The organism is Erwinia sp. CGal63, from assembly GCF_037026505.1.
GTDB lineage: Bacteria > Pseudomonadota > Gammaproteobacteria > Enterobacterales > Enterobacteriaceae > Erwinia.
Genome location: NZ_JAKUMN010000001.1, coordinates 195,279 through 217,654, shown reverse-complemented (window position 1 = coordinate 217,654; position 22,376 = coordinate 195,279). Strand labels below are relative to the sequence as shown.

Annotated in this window: 20 protein-coding genes and 1 tRNA gene; 16 read left to right on the top strand and 5 right to left on the bottom strand. The window is 55.1% G+C overall.

Annotated features, from left to right (window positions below; genetic code table 11):
* The first annotated feature begins 17 nt into the window (after positions 1-17).
* From mepS to yejF, 6 genes are all read left to right on the top strand, one after another.
* A complete protein-coding gene (gene mepS / locus MKZ79_RS00865; RefSeq protein ID WP_336139267.1) occupies positions 18-593 on the top strand; it encodes a bifunctional murein DD-endopeptidase/murein LD-carboxypeptidase in 576 nt (191 codons plus the stop codon).
* 289 nt (positions 594-882) lie between these two features.
* Complete coding sequence (locus MKZ79_RS00860) at positions 883-2,457, top strand: cyclic di-GMP phosphodiesterase (protein WP_336139265.1); 1,575 nt, start codon at positions 883-885, stop codon at positions 2,455-2,457.
* Between the two features lie 115 nt (positions 2,458-2,572).
* A complete protein-coding gene (locus MKZ79_RS00855; protein WP_336139263.1) occupies positions 2,573-4,378 on the top strand; it encodes an extracellular solute-binding protein in 1,806 nt (601 codons plus the stop codon).
* A gap of 10 nt (positions 4,379-4,388) precedes the next feature.
* Positions 4,389-5,480: a microcin C ABC transporter permease YejB gene (locus MKZ79_RS00850; protein WP_336139262.1), complete on the top strand. Its 1,092-nt coding sequence runs from the start codon at positions 4,389-4,391 to the stop codon at positions 5,478-5,480.
* The gene (locus tag MKZ79_RS00845) at positions 5,480-6,499 is read left to right on the top strand and encodes a microcin C ABC transporter permease (RefSeq protein ID WP_336139259.1); all 1,020 of its coding nucleotides are present in this window, start codon (positions 5,480-5,482) and stop codon (positions 6,497-6,499) included. The genes MKZ79_RS00850 and MKZ79_RS00845 overlap by 1 nt, the downstream gene beginning before the upstream one ends.
* Complete coding sequence (gene yejF, locus MKZ79_RS00840) at positions 6,499-8,082, top strand: microcin C ABC transporter ATP-binding protein YejF (RefSeq protein WP_336139257.1); 1,584 nt, start codon at positions 6,499-6,501, stop codon at positions 8,080-8,082. Before MKZ79_RS00845 ends, yejF begins: the two co-directional genes overlap by 1 nt.
* 7 nt (positions 8,083-8,089) lie before the next feature.
* Here the strand turns inward: yejF and MKZ79_RS00835 are convergent, their stop codons facing one another.
* From MKZ79_RS00835 to rsuA, 3 genes are all read right to left on the bottom strand, one after another.
* Positions 8,090-8,422, bottom strand: coding sequence for a YejG family protein (locus MKZ79_RS00835; protein WP_336139255.1), 333 nt, complete (start codon positions 8,420-8,422; stop codon positions 8,090-8,092).
* Between the two features lie 277 nt (positions 8,423-8,699).
* Complete coding sequence (locus tag MKZ79_RS00830) at positions 8,700-9,899, bottom strand: Bcr/CflA family multidrug efflux MFS transporter (protein WP_336139253.1); 1,200 nt, start codon at positions 9,897-9,899, stop codon at positions 8,700-8,702.
* A 10-nt stretch (positions 9,900-9,909) separates the two neighbouring features.
* Complete coding sequence (gene rsuA, locus MKZ79_RS00825; protein WP_336139251.1) at positions 9,910-10,623, bottom strand: 16S rRNA pseudouridine(516) synthase RsuA; 714 nt, start codon at positions 10,621-10,623, stop codon at positions 9,910-9,912.
* Between the two features lie 162 nt (positions 10,624-10,785).
* Here rsuA and MKZ79_RS00820 point away from each other — a divergent pair, with 162 nt between their 5' ends.
* Positions 10,786-12,540 (top strand): DEAD/DEAH box helicase, encoded by a 1,755-nt coding sequence (locus MKZ79_RS00820; protein WP_336141317.1) that lies wholly within the window; start codon positions 10,786-10,788, stop codon positions 12,538-12,540.
* 140 nt (positions 12,541-12,680) lie between these two features.
* On the top strand, positions 12,681-12,965 hold the full coding sequence (gene rplY, locus MKZ79_RS00815; protein WP_336139249.1) for a 50S ribosomal protein L25: 285 nt from the start codon (positions 12,681-12,683) through the stop codon (positions 12,963-12,965).
* Positions 12,966-13,030: 65 nt separating this feature from the next.
* Here rplY and yejK read toward each other — a convergent pair whose 3' ends face one another.
* On the bottom strand, positions 13,031-14,035 hold the full coding sequence (yejK, locus tag MKZ79_RS00810; protein WP_336139247.1) for a nucleoid-associated protein YejK: 1,005 nt from the start codon (positions 14,033-14,035) through the stop codon (positions 13,031-13,033).
* Positions 14,036-14,191: 156 nt separating this feature from the next.
* Here yejK and MKZ79_RS00805 point away from each other — a divergent pair, with 156 nt between their 5' ends.
* From MKZ79_RS00805 to MKZ79_RS00780, 6 genes are all read left to right on the top strand, one after another.
* Positions 14,192-14,419 carry a YejL family protein gene (locus MKZ79_RS00805; protein ID WP_125288209.1) on the top strand — a complete coding sequence of 76 codons (228 nt, stop codon included), beginning with the start codon at positions 14,192-14,194 and terminating at the stop codon, positions 14,417-14,419.
* Positions 14,420-14,431: 12 nt separating this feature from the next.
* Entirely contained in the window at positions 14,432-16,180 is a 1,749-nt protein-coding gene (gene yejM, locus MKZ79_RS00800; RefSeq protein WP_336139244.1) for an LPS biosynthesis-modulating metalloenzyme YejM, read from the top strand.
* Positions 16,181-16,301: 121 nt separating this feature from the next.
* Positions 16,302-16,378, top strand: a tRNA-Pro gene (locus tag MKZ79_RS00795).
* 596 nt (positions 16,379-16,974) lie between these two features.
* The gene (locus MKZ79_RS00790) at positions 16,975-17,274 is read left to right on the top strand and encodes a hypothetical protein (RefSeq protein WP_336139240.1); all 300 of its coding nucleotides are present in this window, start codon (positions 16,975-16,977) and stop codon (positions 17,272-17,274) included.
* A 3-nt stretch (positions 17,275-17,277) separates the two neighbouring features.
* Entirely contained in the window at positions 17,278-17,646 is a 369-nt protein-coding gene (locus MKZ79_RS00785) for a hypothetical protein (RefSeq protein WP_336139237.1), read from the top strand.
* Between the two features lie 628 nt (positions 17,647-18,274).
* The gene (locus MKZ79_RS00780; RefSeq protein WP_336139234.1) at positions 18,275-19,489 is read left to right on the top strand and encodes a sugar transporter; all 1,215 of its coding nucleotides are present in this window, start codon (positions 18,275-18,277) and stop codon (positions 19,487-19,489) included.
* Positions 19,490-19,537: 48 nt separating this feature from the next.
* Here MKZ79_RS00780 and MKZ79_RS00775 read toward each other — a convergent pair whose 3' ends face one another.
* On the bottom strand, positions 19,538-20,608 hold the full coding sequence (locus tag MKZ79_RS00775) for an acyltransferase family protein (protein ID WP_336139233.1): 1,071 nt from the start codon (positions 20,606-20,608) through the stop codon (positions 19,538-19,540).
* 678 nt (positions 20,609-21,286) lie between these two features.
* Between MKZ79_RS00775 and MKZ79_RS00770 the strand changes: the two genes are divergently transcribed.
* Positions 21,287-21,493, top strand: a complete 207-nt coding sequence (locus tag MKZ79_RS00770; RefSeq protein WP_336141316.1) for a hypothetical protein — start codon at positions 21,287-21,289, stop codon at positions 21,491-21,493.
* 67 nt (positions 21,494-21,560) lie between these two features.
* Positions 21,561-22,325: a 4'-phosphopantetheinyl transferase family protein gene (locus MKZ79_RS00765; RefSeq protein WP_336139231.1), complete on the top strand. Its 765-nt coding sequence runs from the start codon at positions 21,561-21,563 to the stop codon at positions 22,323-22,325.
* The last annotated feature ends 51 nt before the right edge of the window (positions 22,326-22,376 follow it).

The following is a 22,376-nucleotide window of genomic DNA, read 5'->3' as shown; positions in this document are numbered from 1 at the left end:
AAGGGATCACAAACATAATGGTCAAGTCTCAACCGATTCTGAGATATATATGGCGGGTATTGCCCGCAGTGGCATTAGCCACGCTGCTTTCAGCCTGTAGCTCGACGAATACCCATAGCAATGCACAAACTGATACGCATGCAGTTAACGGCCACAACGGCTTTTTACTGCAAGCGTCTCAGGATGAATTCGAACAGATGGTTCAGAATGTGGATATTAAATCCCGCCTGATGGATCAATATTCGGACTGGAAAGGCGTTCGTTACCGTCTTGGCGGTACCAGTAAACGCGGCATTGACTGTTCTGCCTTTGTGCAGACCACGTTTCGTGAGCAGTTTGGCCTTGATTTGCCTCGCTCCACCTACGAACAGGAAGATACCGGGAAAAGCATTCAGCGCAGCAAGCTGCGTCCGGGCGATTTAGTGCTGTTCCGCGCCGGTTCCACCGGTCGCCACGTCGGCATCTACCTGGGCAACGATAACTTTGTTCACGCTTCCACCAGCAGCGGCGTCATGATTTCAAATCTCAACGACGCCTACTGGAAGAACCGCTATCGCGACGCCCGCCGGGTACTGAGCCGTACGCAAAGCTGATATCCCTGAAGTCTGTGCGAACGAGAAAGCTCTACTTTGATAAACCCCGCTCTATGCGGGGTTTTTCTTTGCTAACCCTTGTTGTTGCCCGTTTACCGTTGCTTTGCCTTTCATGCCACATGCGTGCAAGCCGTTGCCGGCTATAACAGAATACGTTAAAAAAGCGATGCTAATCATAATTATATGGAGACAAAACACGCTTTCCCGGTATATCCTGCCGTACTGAAACGGGCGCCTGTTGTGCAGGACAGCGCAATGACTAAACAGGCACTTCCGGGAGACAAACCCCATGCCACTCTCATCAAGCCTTACGCGGCCTCTTCTCAATCCTCGCAAGATTGCCTGCTTTAGCGCGACCTTTGGCTTATTTTTGTCTCTGGCCTTTATTGCTCTTGTGCTGATTGTGATGCTGCAGCGCCGCGCCGACAGCCATGACAGGCTGGCGAAAAATACGCAGGCCTACGTGCAGACAATGTTTGATGACCTAAATCACAATCTGCTGCCGCTTCAACAACTGCCTCATTCCGCCTGCGCCGCCGTAAAAAGCGATCTGACCCAGCGAGCGGCCTTTAACGATAATATTCAAACCATTCTGCTGGTCGCCAACAATCAGGCTTACTGCTCTTCGCTGGTGGGCGAGATGCAAACCGATATAGCGCAGCTTTCGCCCGCGACGGATACCCGAAAAGCAATAGATATCCAGCTGGCCGCCGCGCCGCTGTCGCCCGATAAGCCTGTTTTACAGCTCTGGCTGCGAAATGGCGAAGCCGGTAACGGCCTGCTGGTTACCCTGAATATTAATCTCACGCCCTGGCTGTTGTTTACCGGCAGGCAGCAGGAAATCACCGGAATGGCTATCGTCACCGGGAAAAAGGCGCTGACCAGTTGGGAGCAGCGCGTGGACGCCGTCGGCTCGCTTCCCGGCGACGCATTAAAAACAATTAATCTGCCCGACTACCCTTTACAGCTGCGGCTGTACGGCGGCAAACTCTCCGCTGACGATATCACGCTGATAGTGCCGGTTGGCCTGCTGCTGGGCCTTGCTGGCGGCCTTGTCTGTTTTATTCTGCTGACGCTGCGCGCCCGACCGGGCAAAGAGATCCTGCTGGGTATCCGGCGCGGTGAGTTTCACGTTGAGTATCAACCGGTGATCGCCGCCGCGACCGGCAAAGCCTGTGGCCTGGAAGCGCTGCTGCGCTGGACGCATCCTGAAGCGGGCGCAATCCCGCCCGACGCTTTTATCCGCTACGCCGAGAACAAAAATCTTATTGTGCCCTTGACCCGCCATCTGTTCGAGCTGGTGGCACGCGATTGCCACAGGCTATGCCATGCGGTGCCCGCAGGCACCAACCTGAACCTGAACCTTTCCCCGACCCACCTGAGCGACGCCGCCTTTTATCAGGACGTCACGCAGTGGCTGCAGGCGATGCCGCAGGATCATTTCAGCTACGTTTTTGAAATTACCGAACGCACTATGGTGGAAACCCGCAATGCTCAGTCCGTGTTTGACTGGCTGCGCAGCAAAAATATCCGCATCGCGCTGGATGATTTCGGCACCGGTCACAGCGCGCTGATCTATCTTGAAAAGTTCCGCTTTGATTATTTGAAGATAGATCGGGGCTTCGTGAAAAATATCGCCCGCGAATCCTTTACTTCGCCGGTGCTGGACGCCGTGCTGGCGCTGGCTAAAAAGCTCAATCTGCATACGGTGGCTGAGGGCGTGGAAACCGGTGAACAGGCGCGCTGGCTGCGTCATCGCGGCGTTTGCCACTTTCAGGGCTTTTTGTTCAGCCGGCCGCGCACGGTCACGCAGCTGATTGACTATTTTCAGCATGAGAACAGCAGCGAAGCGGCCGCAGGGTAAATTTACGCGCTGCGCCGTGCGGAAACGTAAAGGATAATATGGCGCATTGCTTCCGCGGCGCGCATCTGGCAGGCTGTGCCTCGCGCTGCGTTTTTGTCTGAATTCGGATAATAAGATGATACTTCGCTGGTTGACTTTACTGCTGTTTTGCCTGGCCGCGACGGCGGCGCGGGCTGATGAAATTCACGAGAGCTACGCCTTTGCGCAGCTCGGCGAACCTAAATACGCCGTTAACTTCACGCATTTCGACTATGCGAATCCGGCCGCGCCCAAAGGCGGCAGCATTACGCTCTCCGCTATCGGCACCTATGATAATTTCAACCGTTTCGCCTCGCGCGGCAATCCGGCGGCGGGCACGGACACGCTTTACGATACGCTGTTCGTCAATTCCGAAGATGAAACGGGCAGCCTCTATCCCTTGATTGCCGAATTCGCCCGCTATCCGCAAAGCTATCGCTGGGTGGAAGTTGCGCTGAATCCGCAGGCGCGCTTTCAGGACGGCTCGCCGATTACCGCAGAAGACGCCGCTTTTACTTTCAATAAATTTATGACCGAAGGCGTGCCGCAGTTTCGGGTGTTTTATAAAGGCGTCACGGCCAAAGCGATTTCGCGGCTGACGGTGCGTTTTGAACTGCCGACCGGCAACAAGGATATGATGCTGTCGCTGCTTTCCCTGCCGGTTTTCCCGAAAAGTTTCTGGCAGGATCATAATCTCAGCGAACCGCTGCCCGCGCCGCCGCCCGGCAGCGGCCCCTATCGCGTCACCGCTTATAAGGTCGGGCAATCGGTAACCTGGTCGCGCGTGAAGGACTATTGGGCCGCTAATCTGCCCGTTAACCAAGGACGGTTTAACTTTGATACGCTGCGCTACGACTATTATCTGGATGACAACGTGGCGTTTGAGGCGTTTAAAGCGGGCGCGTTTGATTTCCGCGCCGAAGGTTCGGCAAAAAAATGGGCAACGCAATATCGCGGCCGCAACTTTGAAAACGGTTATATCATCAAAGATGAAAAGCCGAATACCGTGACCACCGCCTCAAACTGGCTCGCTTTTAACGTTCAGAAACCGCTGTTCACCGATCGCCGGGTACGCGAAGCCATCTCGTTAGCTTTTGATTTCGAGTGGATGAACAAGGCGCTGTTTTATGGCGCCTATAAGCGAACCCAAAGCTATTTTCAAAACACCGACTATGCCGCCAGCGGCTATCCGAATGCGCAGGAGCTGGAAATTCTGGCGCCGTTCAAGGGCAAAATTCCCGACGAGGTTTTCTCGCAGATTTATCAGCCCGCCGTGACTGACGGCAGCGGCTACGATCGCGCTAATCTGCTGAAAGCCGTCGATCTGCTGAAGCAGGCGAGCTGGACGCTGAAGAATCAGCGGCTGGTGGATAAAAACGGCAGGCCTTTCACCTTTGAACTGCTGTTGCGCAGCGGCGGCAACGATCAGTGGGTATTGCCCTTCCAGCATAATCTGGCGCGGCTGGGGATTACGCTGGTTATCCGCCAGACAGACAGCTCGCAGTATCTGGCGCGTATGCGTAAAAGCGATTTCGATATGCTGGTTTCGCCCTACCCGGCGATGCCCTATCCCGACAGCAATCTGCAAATCTACTGGTCCAGCGCCTATCTGAACTCCAGCTATAACCGGCCGCACGTCGCCAGCCCGGTCATTGACCGGCTGATCGAACAGATTAATCAGCATCAGGGCGACGAAAAAGCCCTGCTGCCGCTGGGCCGCGCGCTGGATCGGGTGCTGCTGTGGAACTTTTACATGATCCCGATGTGGTACGGCGCCAGCGATCGCTATGCCTACTGGGATAAATTTTCAATGCCCGCCACGCGGCCGACTTACTCTTTAGGCTTCGACAGCTGGTGGTATGACGTGAATAAAGCCGCGAAGCTGCCGGCGCAGCGTCGTTAAGGAGTCAGATTTGGGCGCTTATCTGCTACGCAGACTGTTATTAATTATCCCCACGCTGTGGGCGATTATCACCATTAACTTTTTTATTGTGCAGATCGCGCCGGGCGGCCCGGTCGATCAGGCGCTGGCCAATATCGAGTTCGGTCAGTCCACCGGAATGCCGGGCGCCAGCAGCACGCCACAAACTCAGGGCCGCAGTACGCTGCACGCGCAGCCCGGCGACAGCCAGTATCGCGGTTCGCGCGGTCTGGATCCGGAAGTGGTGGCGGAAATTACCAAACGTTACGGCTTTGATAAGCCGCTGTATCAGCGTTATCTGACGATGCTGTGGAACTACGTGCGCTTCGACTTTGGCGACAGCCTGTTTCGCAGCAGCTCGGTGGTGCAGCTGATTAAAGAGAGCCTGCCGGTTTCGGTGTCGCTGGGGCTGTGGAGCACGCTGATTATCTATCTGGTGTCGATCCCGCTTGGCATCCGCAAGGCGGTGCATAACGGCAGCGCCTTCGATATCTGGAGCAGCTCGCTGATTATCATCGGCTACGCCATTCCCTCTTTCCTTTTCGCTACGCTGCTGATCGTGTTGTTCTCAGGCGGCAGCTACCTGGACTGGTTCCCGCTACGCGGACTGGTATCGGCGCAGTTCGACTCGCTGCCCTGGTACGGCAAAATCACCGACTACCTCTGGCATATCACTTTGCCGGTGCTGGCGACGGTGATTGGCGGCTTCGCCACGCTGACCATGCTGACCAAAAACTCCTTTCTGGATGAGATCCGCAAACAGTACGTGGTGACGGCGCGCGCGAAGGGCCTGGATGAAAAGAAAATCCTTTATCGCCACGTTTTCCGTAACGCCATGCTGCTGGTGATCGCCGGTTTCCCGGCCACCTTTATCAGCATGTTTTTTACCGGTTCGCTGCTGATTGAGGTGATGTTCTCCTTAAACGGTCTCGGCCTGCTGGGTTACGACGCCACTATCCAGCGCGACTATCCGGTAATGTTCGGTACGCTCTATATTTTCACCCTGATCGGCCTGCTGCTGAATATCCTCAGCGATATCACCTATACGCTGGTCGATCCGCGCATCGATTTCGAGGGACGTTGATGAGCCGATTAAGCCCCGTAAACCAGGCGCGCTGGCAGCGTTTTCGTCATAACCGTCGCGGCTACTGGTCGCTGTGGATTTTCGCCGTACTGTTTGTGCTCTGTCTCGGCGCCGAACTGCTGGCCAACGACAAGCCGCTGGTGGTGCATTACGAGCATCGCTTCTATTTTCCGCTGCTGGTGAATTACAGCGAAACCGACTTCGGCGGCGAGCTGGCCACAAAGGCGGACTATCAGGATCCCTGGCTGAAGTCCCGTCTGCAGGGCCATGCCATTTGGGCGCCGATTAAATTTGGCGACGGCACCATCAACTTTGCCTCCAGCGTGCCCTTCCCTTCTCCGCCCTCGATGGAAAACTGGCTGGGCACCGACGCCAACGGCGGCGACGTGCTGGCGAGAATTCTTTATGGCGCGCGCATCTCGCTGCTGTTCGGCCTGATGCTGACGCTAATCTCCAGCGTTATCGGCATTATCGTCGGCGCCTGTCAGGGTTACTACGGCGGCCGGGTCGATTTGTGGGGACAGCGCTTTATCGAAGTCTGGTCGGGTATGCCGACGCTGTTTCTGATTATTCTGCTGTCGAGCGTGATCCAACCTGGTTTCTGGTGGCTGCTGGCGATTAGCGTGCTGTTCGGCTGGATGCAGCTGGTCGGCGTGGTGCGCGCCGAGTTTTTACGCGCCCGTAATTTCGACTACATCCGTGCCGCGCAGGCGCTGGGCGTCGGCGATCGTACCATTATGCTGCGCCATATGCTGCCGAACGCCATGGTGGCGACGCTGACCTGGCTGCCGTTTATCCTGTGCGGCTCTATCACCACGCTGACCTCGCTGGATTTCCTCGGCTTCGGGCTGCCGCTGGGTTCGCCTTCGCTGGGCGAGCTGCTGCTGCAGGGTAAAAACAATCTTCAGGCGCCCTGGCTCGGCATGGCGGCCTTTTTCTCGCTGGCGATTTTGCTGTCGCTGTTGATCTTTATCGGGGAGGCGGTTCGCGACGCCTTCGATCCCAGTAAGGTGCACTGATGTCGCTGCTGAACGTCAAAAACTTAAGCATCGCCTTTCGCCAGGCCGGCGTTGACCGCCAGGTGGTCGATAATCTGTCGCTGAGCCTGGAGGCTGGCGAAACGCTGGCGCTGGTGGGCGAATCCGGTTCCGGCAAGAGCGTAACCGCGCTCTCCATGATGCGTCTGCTGCCGACGCCGCCGGTAGTCTATCCACAAGGCGAGATCCTGTTCGGCGGTCAGGATATGCTGAAGGCCGACGAGCGGACGCTGCGCGCTATGCGCGGCAATCGCATGGCGATGATCTTCCAGGAGCCGATGGTATCGCTGAACCCGCTGCACAGCATCGAAAAGCAGCTGTACGAGGTGCTCTCGTTGCATCGCGGGATGCGCGCGGCAGCGGCGAGAGCCGAAATCCTCAGCTGTCTGGATCGCGTAGGCATTCGGCAGCCAGCCAAACGGCTGGGTGATTTTCCCCATCAGCTTTCCGGCGGCGAACGTCAACGCGTGATGATTGCGATGGCGCTGCTGACGCGACCACAGCTGCTGATTGCCGACGAGCCGACTACCGCGCTCGACGTGACCGTGCAGGCGCAGATTCTGGTTCTGCTGAAAGAGCTGAAGCAAGAGATGAATATGGGCCTGCTGTTTATCACCCATAACCTGAATATCGTGCAGAAGCTGGCGGATAACGTGCTGGTGATGCGCAACGGCCAGGGCGTGGAGAGCAACAGCGCCCGTCAGCTGTTTAGCGCCCCCGCGCATCCCTATACCCGCACGCTGCTGGAAGCGGAGCCGGAAGGCGTGCCGGATGCGGTGGATCGTGCCGCGCCGCCGCTGCTGCGCGTTAGTAACCTCAGTGTCGCCTTCGCCCTGAAAAAAGGGCTGCTGCGCCGCGTAACGGGCGCGCATCAGGCGCTGAAGTCGCTGAGCTTCGAACTGCGTCCTGGCGAAAGCCTGGGGCTGGTCGGTGAATCCGGCTCCGGTAAAAGCACCACCGGGCTGGCGCTGCTGCGGCTGATTGCGGCTGAAGGCGAAATCTGGCTTGGCGACAGGCCGTTGCATCAGTGGGATCGCAAACGGATGCTGCCGGTACGGCGCGAAATGCAGGTGGTTTTTCAGGATCCAAACTCCGCGCTCAATCCCCGTCTCAACGTCCAGCAGATTATCGCGGAAGGGCTGCAGGTACATCAGCCCGAGCTGAACGAACAGCAGCGGGAAGCGCTGGTCATTCAGGCGATGCAGGAAGTCGGCCTCGATGCCGAAACGCGCCATCGCTATCCGGCGGAGTTTTCCGGCGGCCAGCGGCAGCGCATCGCCATCGCGCGCGCGCTGATCCTTAAGCCACGGCTGATCGTGCTGGACGAACCGACCTCTTCGCTGGATCGTTCCGTGCAGAAGCAGATCCTGACACTATTGAAAAAGCTGCAGCAGGATCATCAGCTGGCCTATATTTTTATCAGCCACGATCTGCGCGTGGTCAGATCGCTGTGCCATCAGGTCGTGGTGCTGCGTCAGGGAGAAGTCGTGGAACAGGGCGACTGCGAAACCCTCTTTACCGCGCCGAAAGCGCGTTATACGCAGGAGCTGATTGCGCTTGCCTGAGGCTGGCTCAGGCAGGCATATCTTTGAAGGTTTCGGCGATGCCGACGCCAAAGTTTTTCAGGCGACAGGTGGCAGTGCACTCGTCGTTGCGCGCTACGAACAGGCAAGGTTCGCCTTCCCATTCGACCACGGCGCAGTCGAGCTGGATCTCCGCCAGCGCCTCTTTCAGCATCTGCATGATATCCCAGGCCTGCGCGCCCTGATGGCTGAGCAGGTTAAGCCCGATTAAATCGTCTTCCGCCGCCAGCACGTCCGTCAGGCGCGGCTCGGGCAGATTGCCGACGCCCCAACGATAGCTCTGCGGCAGGCGATGCACTATTGAATGTTGTAATTTATTCACCCCAACTCCCCAGGTTTTAGCCATCATCATGTTTGCCTTTTTCCGATCCGCCCTTTCTTTGAGGGCTTGAGTAACGTCAATGCGTGATTTTGTTCTCATTTTTACCGCGTCGACGCTGTAATAACAATCAATTTTGTTGCACAAAAGTAATTTAAGCTTAGTTATTTTTACAATAAGTCAACATTATAGCGGGTATCGGCGGAAACGCCGGGAAGCGACGCTTCCCGGTTTGAGGCAGGTGACTGACGAAGGGCGCGTGCTGGTTTGATGCAGGAAATCAGCGGGTTGCGTTCTTGCGCGGACGCGTGGCGTAGATAAATAGCAGCACAGAAACGGTCGCGCAGATAAAGATTGAGCCAACCATCGGCCAGGCGCTGGTAAAGGTCATGGTTGAGAGCAGCGCGCCGACCAGCGCGCCCACGCCGAAGCGCAGCGTGCCCGCCAGCGAAGAAGCCGTGCCGGCCATATGCGGAAACTCTTCCAGGATCACCGCCATCGCGTTGGATGAAACCATTGCCACGCAGCCGATAAACATCGCCACGCCAAACACCAGCGGCAGAAAACCGAGGTTCAGCGCGCTGACCGCAACCAGCCAGACGCCCATCGTAAACTGAATCAGCAGCCCCAGACGAAACATTGCCAGCGGGCCGAAGCGGCGCACGCAGCGGCTGTTCAGCAGCGTCATCAAAAACAGGAAAACCACGTTCAGCGCAAAGTAGTAGCCAAAATCCTGCGGCGAAATATGGTTGAGTTCGATATAGACGAAAGGCCCGGCGTTAAGAAAAGAGAACATGCCGGCGAAGGAGAAACCGCTGGCCAGCATGTAGCTGAACACGCGTTTGTGACGAAACAGCGACAGAAAATTGCGCAGCGTGGTGCGCATATTGAACTTCTGTCGCCTGTCGCGCGGCAGCGTCTCTTTAATCTGCGTCACGACCAGCAGCGTGGTCACCACCGCGGCCAGAGAGATAGTCCAGAAGATGGCGTGCCAGTTCCACAGCAGCAGCATCCAGCCGCCCAGGATCGGCGCCAGCAGCGGCGCGATGGTGGTGACCAGCATGACAAAGGACATCATGCGCGAGAACTCCTCTTTCGAGTAGCTGTCGCGCATCAGGGCGCTGATCACCACGCTGCCCGCCGCCGCCGACAGGCCGTGCAGCAGGCGCATAAAGATCAGCTGGTCAATGGTTTGCGCCAGCGCGCAGGCCGCTGCCGCTACGGCAAAAATCAGCGTGCCCACGGCGATTACCGGCTTGCGGCCAAAGCTGTCCGCCAGCGGGCCGTAGATGAGCTGCCCCAGCGCGAAGCCGAGGATATAGAGGTTCAGCGTCATCTGCACGCTGCCTGCCGACACGCCGAACTCGCGGGCGATTTGCGGGAGCGCAGGCAGATACATATCGATCGACAATGGCATCAGCATCGCCAGCAGGCCGAGGATCACCACCAGTCCGGCCGAAGAGTTCTTTTCCTTACGCATCCCTGTTTCCTTATTTTAATTCCGCGGGCAAACCCACGCTGGCGATCTCTTCCGGCGTCAGCGGACGATATTCGCCCGGCTCCAGATCTTCATCCAGCACGATTTCGCCGATGCGCTCGCGATGCAGCGCCACCACGTGGTTGCCCACCGCAGCGAACATCCGTTTCACCTGATGATAGCGCCCCTCGCTGATGGTCAGCCGCACCTGATTTTCGCTGAGGATTTCCAGGCTTGCCGGTTTGGTGAGATCTTTTTCGTTATGCAGCTGCACGCCTGCGGCGAACTGTTCCGCCGTGTCGTCCGCTACCGGATTTTCCAGCGTCACCAGATAGGTTTTCTCGCAGTGGTGGCGCGGCGAGGTAATGCGGTGCGACCACTGGCCGTCATCGGTCATCAGCACCAGGCCCGTGGTGTCGATATCCAGCCGTCCGGCCGCGTGTAGCTTATAAGCGGTCGGCTCTTCCAGGAAATAGAGCACGGTTGGGTGATCCGGATCGTCGGTGGAGCAGACATAGCCCTGCGGCTTGTTCAGCATAAAATAGCGCGGGCCGAGCTGCAGCTGCAGCAAATTGCCGTCATACGCCACTTCGCTTTCCGGGCTGAGTTTAAAAGCGCCGTCGCGCACTACTTCCCCATCAACCGTCACTTTGCGCGCGCGCAGCTCGCGAGCGGCGATCGCCCGGCTGACTTCCAGTTGCTGAGATAAAAATTTATCGAGTCGCATTAAATCTGCACTGCCTGTTTCAATGAATGAATTCGCCGTTCCCGCCGGGAACGTCAGAAAAGAGTAACGCCGGAAGTATATCGGGTGTTGCGGCTCAGGCACAGAGGCGCACGCGCACGGATCGTGCTTTCATGGCATAATGCGGCTTTGCTCGCGGATTTCATTATGTTTACCCTGCGCCCCTATCAGCAGGAAGCGGTTGACGCCACGCTCAGCTACTTCCGTCGTTCCCATCAGCCCGCCGTGATTGTCCTGCCGACCGGCGCGGGCAAAAGTCTGGTGATCGCCGAGCTGGCGAGAGTGGCGCGCGGCCGCGTGCTGGTGCTGGCGCACGTCAAGGAGCTGGTGGCGCAGAACCACAGCAAATACCGGGCTTACGGGCTGGAAGCGGATATTTTCGCCGCCGGCCTGCAAAGAAAAGAGAGCCGCAGCAAGGTCGTGTTCGGCAGCGTACAGTCGGTGGCGCGCAACCTGGCGCAGTTCGACAGCGAGTTTTCACTGCTGATCGTCGATGAATGTCACCGCATTGGCGACGCCGAAGATAGCCAGTATCAGCAGATCCTCAACCATCTGCGCCAGCGCAACCCGCAGCTGCGGCTGCTGGGTCTGACCGCCACGCCCTATCGGCTGGGCAAAGGCTGGATCTATCAGTTCCACTACCACGGCATGGTGCGCGGCGACGAGCGGGCGCTGTTTCGCGACTGCATCTACGAGCTGCCGCTGCGCTATATGATTAAAAACGGCTTTCTGGTGCCGCCGGAAAGGCTGGATATGCCGGTGGTGCAGTACGATTTCAGCCGCCTGACGGCGAGAGAAAACGGCCTGTTCAGCGAGGCGGATCTCAACCTGGAGCTGAAACAGCAGCAGCGTATTACGCCGCATATTATTCAGCAGATTGTCGAGTTCGCCCAGGATCGTCAGGGCGTGATGATTTTCGCCGCCACGGTCGAGCACGCCAAAGAGGTGCTGGGCCTGCTACCGGGCAGCAAAGCGCTGATTAGCGCCAATACGCCGGGCGCCGAGCGCGACGCGCTGATTGCTGCTTTCAAGGCGCGTGAGATCCGCTATATGGTTAACGTCGCGGTGTTGACTACCGGCTTTGACGCGCCGCATGTCGATCTGATCGCTATTCTGCGCCCTACCGAATCCGTCAGCCTTTATCAGCAAATTGTCGGGCGCGGGCTACGGCTCTGCCCTGGCAAAACCGACTGCCTGATTCTGGATTACGCAGGCAATCCGCACGATATCTTTACGCCGGAAGTGGGCGCGCCGAAAGGGAAAAGCGACAATAAACCGGTGCAGGTATTCTGTCCGGCCTGCGGCTTCGCCAACACCTTCTGGGGTAAAACCACCGCCGACGGCACCATTATTGAGCACTTTGGCCGCCGCTGTCAGGGCGTGCTGGAAGATGACGACGGCGAGCGCGAGCAGTGCGATTTCCGCTTTCGCTTTAAAAGCTGCCCGCACTGCAACGCCGAAAACGATATCGCCGCCCGTCGCTGTCATCAGTGCGACGCGGTGCTGGTCGATCCCGACGATATGCTCAAGGCGGCGCTGAAACTGAAAGACGCGCTGGTGCTGCGCTGCGCCGCTATGGTGCTGGAAAACGGCAAAGATGAAAAAGGCGAGTGGCTGAAGGCGCGCTATTTTGACGAAGAGGCGACGGAAGTAAGCGAACGTTTTCGTCTCCACACGCCCGCGCAGCGTAAAGCCTTCGAGCAGCTTTTTATGCGTCCGCACCAGCGCGCGCCCGGCGTGCCGCTCGGCTGGGAAAACGCGGCGGATATCGTGGCGATGCAGCCGCTGCTGCGCCATCCCGATTTTGTGGTGGCGCGCAAACAGCGCCATTTCTGGCAGATTCGTGAAAAAGTATTCGATTATCAGGGCCGTTTCCGGCGCGCCAACGAGCTTCGCTAAGCCAGGCGGCGTTTAATGCGTTGCCCGCGCGGGCCTGGCCTGCTACAATGCGCCCCGCTTTTGCCAATGCAAAAGCTGAACACTCCAACCTGCTGCTGGGTCGCCTGTAGCAGGATAATTACTTAGAAAGAGACTGAACAATGTTCACTATCAATGCAGTAGAACGTAAAGAGCAGGGCAAGGGTGCGAGCCGCCGCCTGCGTACAGCTAACAAGTTCCCGGCCATCATTTATGGCGGTAACGAGCCAGCTGTAGCTATCGAACTGGACCACGACAGCGTGATGAACACCCAGGCTAAACCTGGTTTCTACACCGACGTGCTGACCCTGGTTGTCGATGGCAAAGAAATCAAAGTAAAAGTGCAGGCTGTTCAGCGTCACCCGTTCAAGCCAAAACTGCACCACATCGACTTCGTTCGCGCTTAATCGCTGACGAAACCGCTGTGAAAAGAACGCCGCTTAATGCGGCGTTTTTTTATGGGCGTTTTTGGCTATTTACCGCCGCTGCGGCGCTGCAGCTGGTCGCGCAGGTTAGGCGGTGTGCCTTTGATGGTCAGGGTATCGGTAGCCGGGTCCCAGAAAATTCTCTCGCCCAGCAGCATGGCGTCGAAGTTGATGGTCAGTCCGCCGCCGCTGCCGGCGAATTTGGTCAGCTGGCGCAGCGTGCTGCGATCTGCCGGGAAGCTCTCTTCCAGCTCGTAGCCCTGCTCCTGGGTAAAGTCCTGAAAGGTTTTCTCGCCCAGCGGCGCCAGCTCTTTCGACAGCCCCTCCAGCTCGATCTCCTCGCCCGACTGCAGCTGCTCGTTGCAGTAGCTGTAGACCTGCTGACGATAGTTCTGCCGCTCGTTTTTATCCAGCGCCGCCTCGGCGCAGTAGTCATCCACCGCCTGCAGCAGGCCGCGATTCTGCGCTTTGGTGTCCAGCCCGACGCTGGCGCCCAGGAAATCCATAAAGAAGTCTGCCACCTTGCGCCCTACCCGACCGCGCAGGAAGGTCAGATAGCGGGTCGACTCCGGATTGGTTTCCCATTCGGTCAGGTCGATGCGCGCCACGATATCCGCATGATTGATATCCAGATAGTGCGTGGTGCTGATATCCAGTTCTTCATTGACGCGCATACTGTTCTGGCTGTTTAACACCGCAACCAGCAGGTATTCCACCGCCAGATAGCGATAGTGGGCGAACAGTACGACGCCGCCGTCGGCAAAGGGATATTTGGCCAGCTCGTCGCGCAGGCGTCCGGTGGCTGCCCGGCTGAAGGCCAGAAAGTCGTCCTGGCCTTTACGGCAGTTGCGCAGCGCGTCGGCCAGCTCGCTCTCTTCGTTGAACAAGCCGTAGGCTTTGCTTTTGGCGCTGTAGACGCGATGCAGCTCCTCCATCATCGCCGTGACCGGGCCATTGGCCGGCAGCAGCGACTCACGCAGCACCAGCTCCAGCGTCTGCTCGTCACGCTTAACCAGCTGATGAAGGGCAATCTGCTCGATATCCAGACTCATGTAAACTCTCCTTTAAACTTAAGCGCGTATTCAATCACCGAGCGTGGCCGGGATCAACAGGCAACAACATTAACCCTTATCTGACGATAAAATTGCAGAAAAAATTGCGCTTTTACGGTAAGATGCCGCCTTTTAATACTCGATAAATTTGACGCTATGCCACAATCATCCCGTTACAGCGACGACCGCGTGGAAAAACTCCTCGCCGAAATGGTCAACGTGCTTGAAAAAGACAAAGCGCCCACCGATCTCTCTCTGATGGTGCTGGGCAATATGGTAACTAATCTGCTGAACACCAGCGTTGCGCCGGAGCAGCGTCGCGCGCTCGCGCGTTCATTTGCCGAGGCGCTGCAGGCTTCGGTACGTGAAGATAAAGCCCATTGATGTGATCCCGCTATGGTAACAAGTCAGCCGCGCTACCGTGATAAAGTCTCCCAGATGATTGGCTGGGGGCACTGGTTCGCCCTGTTTAATATTATCTTCGCCCTTATCCTGGGTAGTCGCTATCTGTTTGTTGCCGACTGGCCTGCCTCGCTGGTTGGGCGCGTTTACGCTTTCGCCAGCTGGACAGGCCATTTCAGCTTTATTGTTTTCGCCGCCTATCTGCTGATCGTTTTTCCGCTGACCTTTGTGGTGATGTCGCAGCGGCTGCTGCGCTTTCTGTCCGCTATTATCGCAACGGCCGGACTGACGCTGCTGCTGATCGACAGCGCGGTGTTCTCGCGCTTCCATCTGCATCTTAATCCCGTGGTCTGGGAGCTGGTGGTCAACCCCGATCAGAGCGAGATGGCGCGTGACTGGCAGCTGATGTTTATCAGCGTGCCCGCTATTTTCCTGGTAGAGATGCTGTTCGCCACCTGGAGCTGGCAAAAGCTGCGCAGCCTGAACCGCCGCAGCTTTGGCAAGCCGCTGGCGATACTCTTTATCTTCGCCTTTTTTACCAGCCACCTGATGTATATTTGGGCCGACGCCAATTTCTATCGCCCCATCACCATGCAGCGTTCTAACCTGCCGCTCTCCTATCCGATGACGGCCAGACGTTTTCTGGAGCGCCACGGCCTGCTGGATGCGCAGGAGTATCAGCGCAGGCTGGTGCAGCAGGGCAATCCGGAAGCGCTGTCGGTCGCCTATCCGCTGAACGATATCACTTTCCGTGACGGCGGCGCTCGCAGCAACCTGTTGATCCTTACCGTCGATGGCCTGAACGAAGCCACCATGGCGAAATCGCTGCCGCACCTGGCGCAGTTTGCCAGCGAAAACGTGCGCTTTACGCAGCACTTCAGCGCGGGTAGCCAGGCCGATAGCGGCCTGTTTGGCCTCTTCTACGGTATTTCGGCAGGCTATATGGATGGCGTGCTTTCTTCACGCATTCCTTCGGCGTTGACCGACGCGCTGGCGAAACAGGGTTACCAGTTCGGCCTGTTCGCCAGCGACGGCTTCGCTTCCCCGCTCTATCGTCAGGCGCTGTTGACGGACTATTCGCTGCCGAACAGGGAAAGCCAGTCCGACGCGCAGACCGTGGCGCAGTGGCAACGCTGGCTGGAGACGCAAAAGGCCAAAAGCGCGCCGTGGTTCTCGTATGTTTCCCTGTCAACCGGCAAAGCCGGCAACACACCGAAAGAAACTATGCGGCGCTACGCGCGCAGCGCTGCCGACGTGGACGCGCAGATCCAGAACGTGCTGACCACGCTGCAGGAGAAAGGCTTGCTGGATAATACGGTGGTGGTGATCACCGCGCAGCATGGCGTGGCGCTCAATGACGACAGCAGCATGGGTAATCGCGCTAATCTGCAGGTGCCGCTGGTGATTCACTGGCCGAATACGCCAGCGCAGCAGATCGATAAGCTGACCAGCCATCAGGATATTATGACGACGCTGATGCAGCGCCTGCTGCACGTCCGTACGGCCGCGTCTGATTATTCACAGGGTGAAGATCTGTTCGCCGTGCGGCGCAGCCAGAACTGGATCACCAGCATCAATAACGGGCAGCTGGTCGTGACCACGCCGAATCTGACGCTGGAGCTGAACAGCAACGGCAGCTACACGGCCTGGGACAGCCGCGGTCAGCGACTGAAGGATCATAAGCCGCAGCTGACGCTGCTGCTACAGGTGCTGACAGAAGAGAAAAGGTTTATCGCTAACTAGACAGGGCGGAATTTCCGCCTTGCAGCGCTTAACGCAGGCCGCGTCGTTGGTTATTTTCATAGCAGTCAACGTGTTAGCTGCTTGCAATCGTAGCGGATTTGCGTAGTATTAGCTCACGCGTCGGCACGTAGCGCAGCCTGGTAGCGCACCGTCATGGGGTGTCGGGGGTCGGAGGTTCAAATCCTCTCGTGCCGACCAAAAATCCCTTATAAAGCAGCCTTTTACGGCTGCTTTTTTTGTTTGCTTAAACATTAAGCGGTGAAAGCTCGGTGATTGACAGCTAAACATTTATTTTTAACACTGCCCCGACCCTCAGTGCCATCTGACGCAAAGATTTAGCTCGCCAATCACATAATACAGCTTTTCCAAAATGGTGAGGCGCACAGGAGCGCTCTGGCGCACCGGGTTTCATGATGATCGGTAGTTCCAGTCCTGTACTTAGAACCAGATGGCGGTGATTTCCAAATTGACCGGAGTCATCATCATAAAATCAGCAATAGCAGTCCCCTTCCGGATACCTGACTTTTCGTTGTCGATCTTAAACGCCGATGAAACTCATTGCCACAGGGACAGGCATCATATGGCGTTTTGCACTGGTTCTTTCTCCAGCAATGTAGTTAACCTACCCATATACTTGTATATACATGATTAAATTATTTTAACGTTACCCGTCATAAGCTTATCCTCATAGATTACTAAGCAATTGCTTTTGTTTGCTTTTTTTCTGTTGAAGTTGCCGCTTTATCAAACTATTATGTATATACAAAAGACACCCAGGATGGGGATGAACGAGCATGAAGCTTTTGTTTTCGCATAAAATCCGCCTCAAACTGGCGACCAAAATACCCCCCGTTACCGAAAGTGAAATCGTAGAATGTTTCTCAAATCGGGACGGTAATTTTTTAGAAGATTCGCGCGAGGATCATAAGTCCGATCCGCCTACACAATGGTTTATTGCAGAAACCGATTACGGTAAAAAATTAAAGATTGTGTTTGTTTATCGCGAAAACATGGGGATCGCAATCAGGACTGCGTATGTCCCCAACGATGACGAATTGCGCATCTACAATAAATATGGATACGAAAAAGGTTAAACCATGAGCAAAATAAACGTTAACAAGCCAAAAAATAAATCACAGGTAGTCTCTGCATCAGATGAAGCATGGGAAAACGGTGAGCTTGGGCGTAGTGAGGCTCACGCAGAGATTTCCGCGCTTTCTGATGATGCTGAATTTGAAAGCAAAATCAATGAAGCTCTCGAGCTTCAGCCGATTTCTATACGCCTGAACAAATCTTTAATTGAAGATTTGAAGATGATAGCAGAGCTGGCAGGGCTGGGTTATCAGCCGCTAATCCGCCAGGTATTGACTCGCTTTACTGATTGCGAGAAAAAAAGGATTTTGCAGGAAGTACACTCGGAAGAAATGAAAAAACAACGCAAAAAATCCGGTAAGAAAGTTGCCTGATTAAACAGACCGGCCTCGCGCCGGTTTTTTTATTCTAATCTAAAATCATTATCAGAATCCGACCCGCTTTGTATAACGTCCAGCGCGTTGAGATAAGCCTGACAGACAGCGGCGTCGCGTTTAACTCCAGCCCAGAACCCTCTGACCAAACCAGAAGCCGTCCCCGTGCCGTTTATCGCGCTGGAAAATACCCAGGTTCCCTATTTATTCTGTCAGTAATGATGACTGACAGACTTCCCACAAGAACCCGCATACTCAATGAGTAAAGTGCCAGCGATATGCTTTAAACCATTTCGCTTTTTCCCTCTATGAATTGAGCCAATACATAATGGACTAATACAGTACGCATGATGCAGACTTTTCTTTTGCGCTGCGGACGTTTCGGGCGCTACCTTCCTCTTCACCTCGATGTTAAAAAATATGAGGATCAGAGTGTAGGGTTACAAACGCAAACATAGCAGATAATGCCAAAAAGCGGACTCGATTCAACACGCTGAAAGTAAAGCGATTTAGCCTTTTCTATACCTTCAAACTATGTAAAAAGTGTGATGGCGATCACTTTCGGATTGAATTTCAGCCAGCCGGCTCTAGAATGACGCGTTTTGAGATTTTTGCGGAGCTGAAGCCTATGTCTGACATCACCACCGTTTCACGCAAAGTTGCCTGGTCACGCGTGCTGGCTCTGGCTGTAGCTGCGTTTATTTTTAACACCACGGAATATATGCCTGTCGGCCTGCTTTCCGATATCGGCAACAGCTTCGGTATGGCGTCGGCGCAGGCGGGCATTATGTTGACTATCTATGCCTGGATTGTGGCGCTGATGTCGCTGCCGCTGATGCTGATGACCAGCAATACGGATCGCCGTCTGCTGCTGATTGCCATATTCGGCCTGTTTACCTTCAGTCACGTGCTGGCCTTTTTCGCCTGGAGCTTCGACGTGCTGCTGCTGAGCCGCGCGGGCGTGGCGCTGGCGCACGCGCTGTTCTGGTCGATTACCGCTTCGCTGGCGGTCAGACTGGCGCCGCCGGGCAAACGAGCGCAGGCGCTCAGCCTGATTGCGACGGCTACCGCACTGGCTTCCGTGCTTGGTCTGCCGCTGGGCAGAATTATCGGTCAGGCCTTCGGCTGGCGCAGTACTTTCCTGGCTATCGGCGCGGGCGCGTTTGTGCTGCTGGGTCTGATCCTGAAAATTATGCCGCGCGTACCGTCAGAGCATACCGGCTCGCTGAAAAGCCTGCCGGATCTGCTGCGCCGCCCTGCGCTGGTAGGGCTTTATGTGCTGGCCGTCGCCGTAGTGACCGCGCACTTTACCGCGTTCACCTATATTGAGCCGTTCGTCGAGAAAGTGGCCGGTTTCGATCAGAGCTTCGCTACCCTGCTGCTGCTGGTTTTTGGTATTGCAGGGATTACCGGCAGCATCATTTTTGGCAAAAGCGGCGAGAAACGCCTGACGCCGCTGCTGACCGGCTCTATTGGGCTGCTTTCAATCTGTCTGCTGCTGCTGGCCACGGTTGCGGCGAGCAAAGCCGGACTGATTGCGCTGGGCCTGTTCTGGGGCATGGCGTTTATGATGATCGGTATGGGAATGCAGATGAAGGTGCTGACGCTGGCGCCGGACGCTACCGATGTGGCTATGGCGATGTTCTCCGGTATCTTTAATATTGGCATCGGCGCAGGCGCGCTGCTGGGCAATAAAGTCAGCCTGGATCTTTCCATGTCGTCGGTTGGCTATATCGGCGCAATCCCTGCGGTAGCGGCACTGGCGCTGGCCATAGTGATTTTCCGTAAGGTGAAAGAGAAGCCGGTGGCCAGCGAAGGCAGCGTAATTACCGAAGTGAAATAATCTTCGTCGCCTTACGAAATAACCCGGATTATTCCGGGTTATTTTTTATCAGCCACGCAGCTCTTTTGTTTTAGTGCGAAACGAAAGGAGCTGCTTCAGTTTTTCTCTTACCTGTGGCTCGACATATTTCGTAATCAGCCACGCAACGAAATAGAGTCCAACCGCTACGACCAGCGGCATCAAAGCCATCACGTAGTCGCTGGCGATATAGCGATCCAGTTTCCTTAATGTAGCGATCAGAATGTTTTCATGCAGCAGATAAATGGTGTAACTGATAAAGCCGGTTAGCGTCAGCAGCTTGCCTGAGAGCAGACGTTCAACGGTACGGCTGTAAAAACTGACGATAAACAGCGCTAGCATCAGCAGCAGCGGAGCGATAATCATATAGCCATTATTTTTGACGTAATAGCTAAAATTAATCATTACCGCCAGTAAAACCAGCAGATAGTGATACTTAACGTCGCGCTGGTGCAAACGTTCATACATCAGGCAGCCGATCATAAACCACGAATAGTGGATAAAGCCGAATTTAGCGACAAAATCCGCAATAGCCGGATAACCGATCATTTTAAAAGCGGAAGCGCCCGCGGTTAGCAACATTGGCAATATCAGTGCAGGCAGACAATATTTTCGACCTAGCGTGAAGTAGATGGTGCCGATAAAAATATAGAAAGCGGCTTCGACATAGAGCGACCAGAAAGATCCTTCCAGCGGGTTAAAAGTGATGCCTGTCAGGTAATATAAAATTTCCGGGCTGATAAAGGTCAGGCCAGGTATGGCGCTGGCCGGATGAGGAACGCCAAGCGGCCTTTCGCTGAAAAAACCGGCCGTGGCGAAGATAAGTAGCGTCACAATGAGCATCGCCGGAAAAAGCCTGAGCCAACGCTTCATCATAAATTCAGTGAAGCTTTTAGATTTATCCAGCGTCATAAAAATAACGAAACCGGAAATCATAAAGAAGAGCGGAACGCCAAGATAACCCCAGGCGAACACCGGAAAATCTTTGGTTAATGAGACATAGTCAAGGTATTCAGGCCACCTTGCCCAGGCATGAAAACCAATTACCAGCAATATTGCCAGACCCCGCATCCCGTCCAGGTGTTTTATACGCGCATTCATGGCTACCTCTGATAGCACTTATTAGCAATAGCGGGAACATAACACTCATAAATAATATTCATATCCAGGATAACTCCTGGATTATTTAATAATAATCAAAAATGATAATAACACCAGAAACTAAATCAATAATACTTTTTTATATTCAAAAGGTTACACAACTATTTCTTTAACTTTTTCCCTGTTTGTCTGAATACAGAAACATCCGAAATACCAGTAATGTTCACAATATCCACACTTCGCAGCTTAAAAATAAATCCCGTAATTATACTACTATTTATAATATAACTCCGTTACGAAAATATCTCTTCGATACCGTTATTGCTTTATTTACACACATTAATGGTTAGCCAATTTTTCGCTTTATCTCCGTCCTGCCGCGCAAAATCTGCCTGATATGATGCCTTGTCACCTTCATTGTCAGTCTGGTCGGCCCTCTTACCAGCCTGCAACCAAATTTAGAGTCCGACGCAAGACCGCTCTCAGGTAATAAAAAAAGCCACAAAAAAATGCAAGACATTGATAAAGAAAGATAATATTTTATATCTTATCAATTTTGGCTGGCTTGCCGGAGACTGGCGAAATTCTCAAAGCGCCGCATTGCAACAAATCTGTCACATTACTGACATAGGCTCTCTTTACACTTTTCGAGGCAGTAAAATCACTACAGGTAATCCAATGGCAACGATTAAGGCAAAGAACTACAGGGACGCTGAGGAAATGCTGCAGTCAGGTATCAGCAAAGTTGAACTGGCTTATGACATTGACAGCGATGACTTTTTCCGTTTTGCAAGTCACTGGTGCGATCGCGGCGCGAAAATTTCCCGTGGCCATGAGCACTTTGTGATTTCGCTGAAAGGCCTGATTATTCCTCCTAACGAGTAAGCCGCGCTTTTGCTATCAATTCGCGAACCTGTTTAAATCTCTTCTTTAGCGATTAAACAGAAAAAAGATGCGTGTTGAACAGATAAACAGCCTGACGCCAGGTGGCCTGGCGCAATTAGCGAACCTTCCCGCGCTCGCCGATGACTTTATTACCGCGGTCAGCCGTCTCTCTCCGGCAGGACATCCCGATGTCCTGCTGACAGAGGCCAGCTACGATCCTGTCCGCTACAGCGACCAGCTGTTTGCACGCTATCTCCTGCCTTTTCCCACCCATTTGGCTAAAGCCGTGGCGAAACGACGCGCGGAATACCTTGCCAGCCGTGTCTGCGTACGCGAGACGTTAAGCCTCTTTGGCTTCAGCGACTTTCTGCTGACGAACGATGCCGACCGCGCGCCGATTTGGCCGCCAGGCGTTGCCGGCTCGCTGTCGCATACCCGAACCCGCGTCAGCCTGATGCTGACAACAGCGTCAGCCGGAAAACAACCGGGCGTGGATTGCGAAGAAATTATGCTGCCTGCCGCCGCGGCGGAGATGCAGGAGATGATTATCAATAAGCGAGAATATGCTGTGCTGCAGAGAAGCGGCCTGCCTTTCGCCACCGCGCTTACCGCCGCTTTTTCCCTGAAAGAGAGCCTGTATAAAGCGCTGTTTCCCCTCTTCCGCCAGTTTATGGATTTTAAAGAAGCGGAGATCGTCGCCTGCGAAGCTGAGATGGCCAGCGTCACGCTGCGGCTGAACCGCGCACTGTCGCCGGACTTTGCCGTCGGCAGACTATTTAGCGGCCACGTCACGCTGCACGAGCGGACGCTTACCAGCTGGGTGATGGCGTAAAAAAACCGGGCTGATACACAATCAGCCCGGCATCGACCATAACGGCAAAAC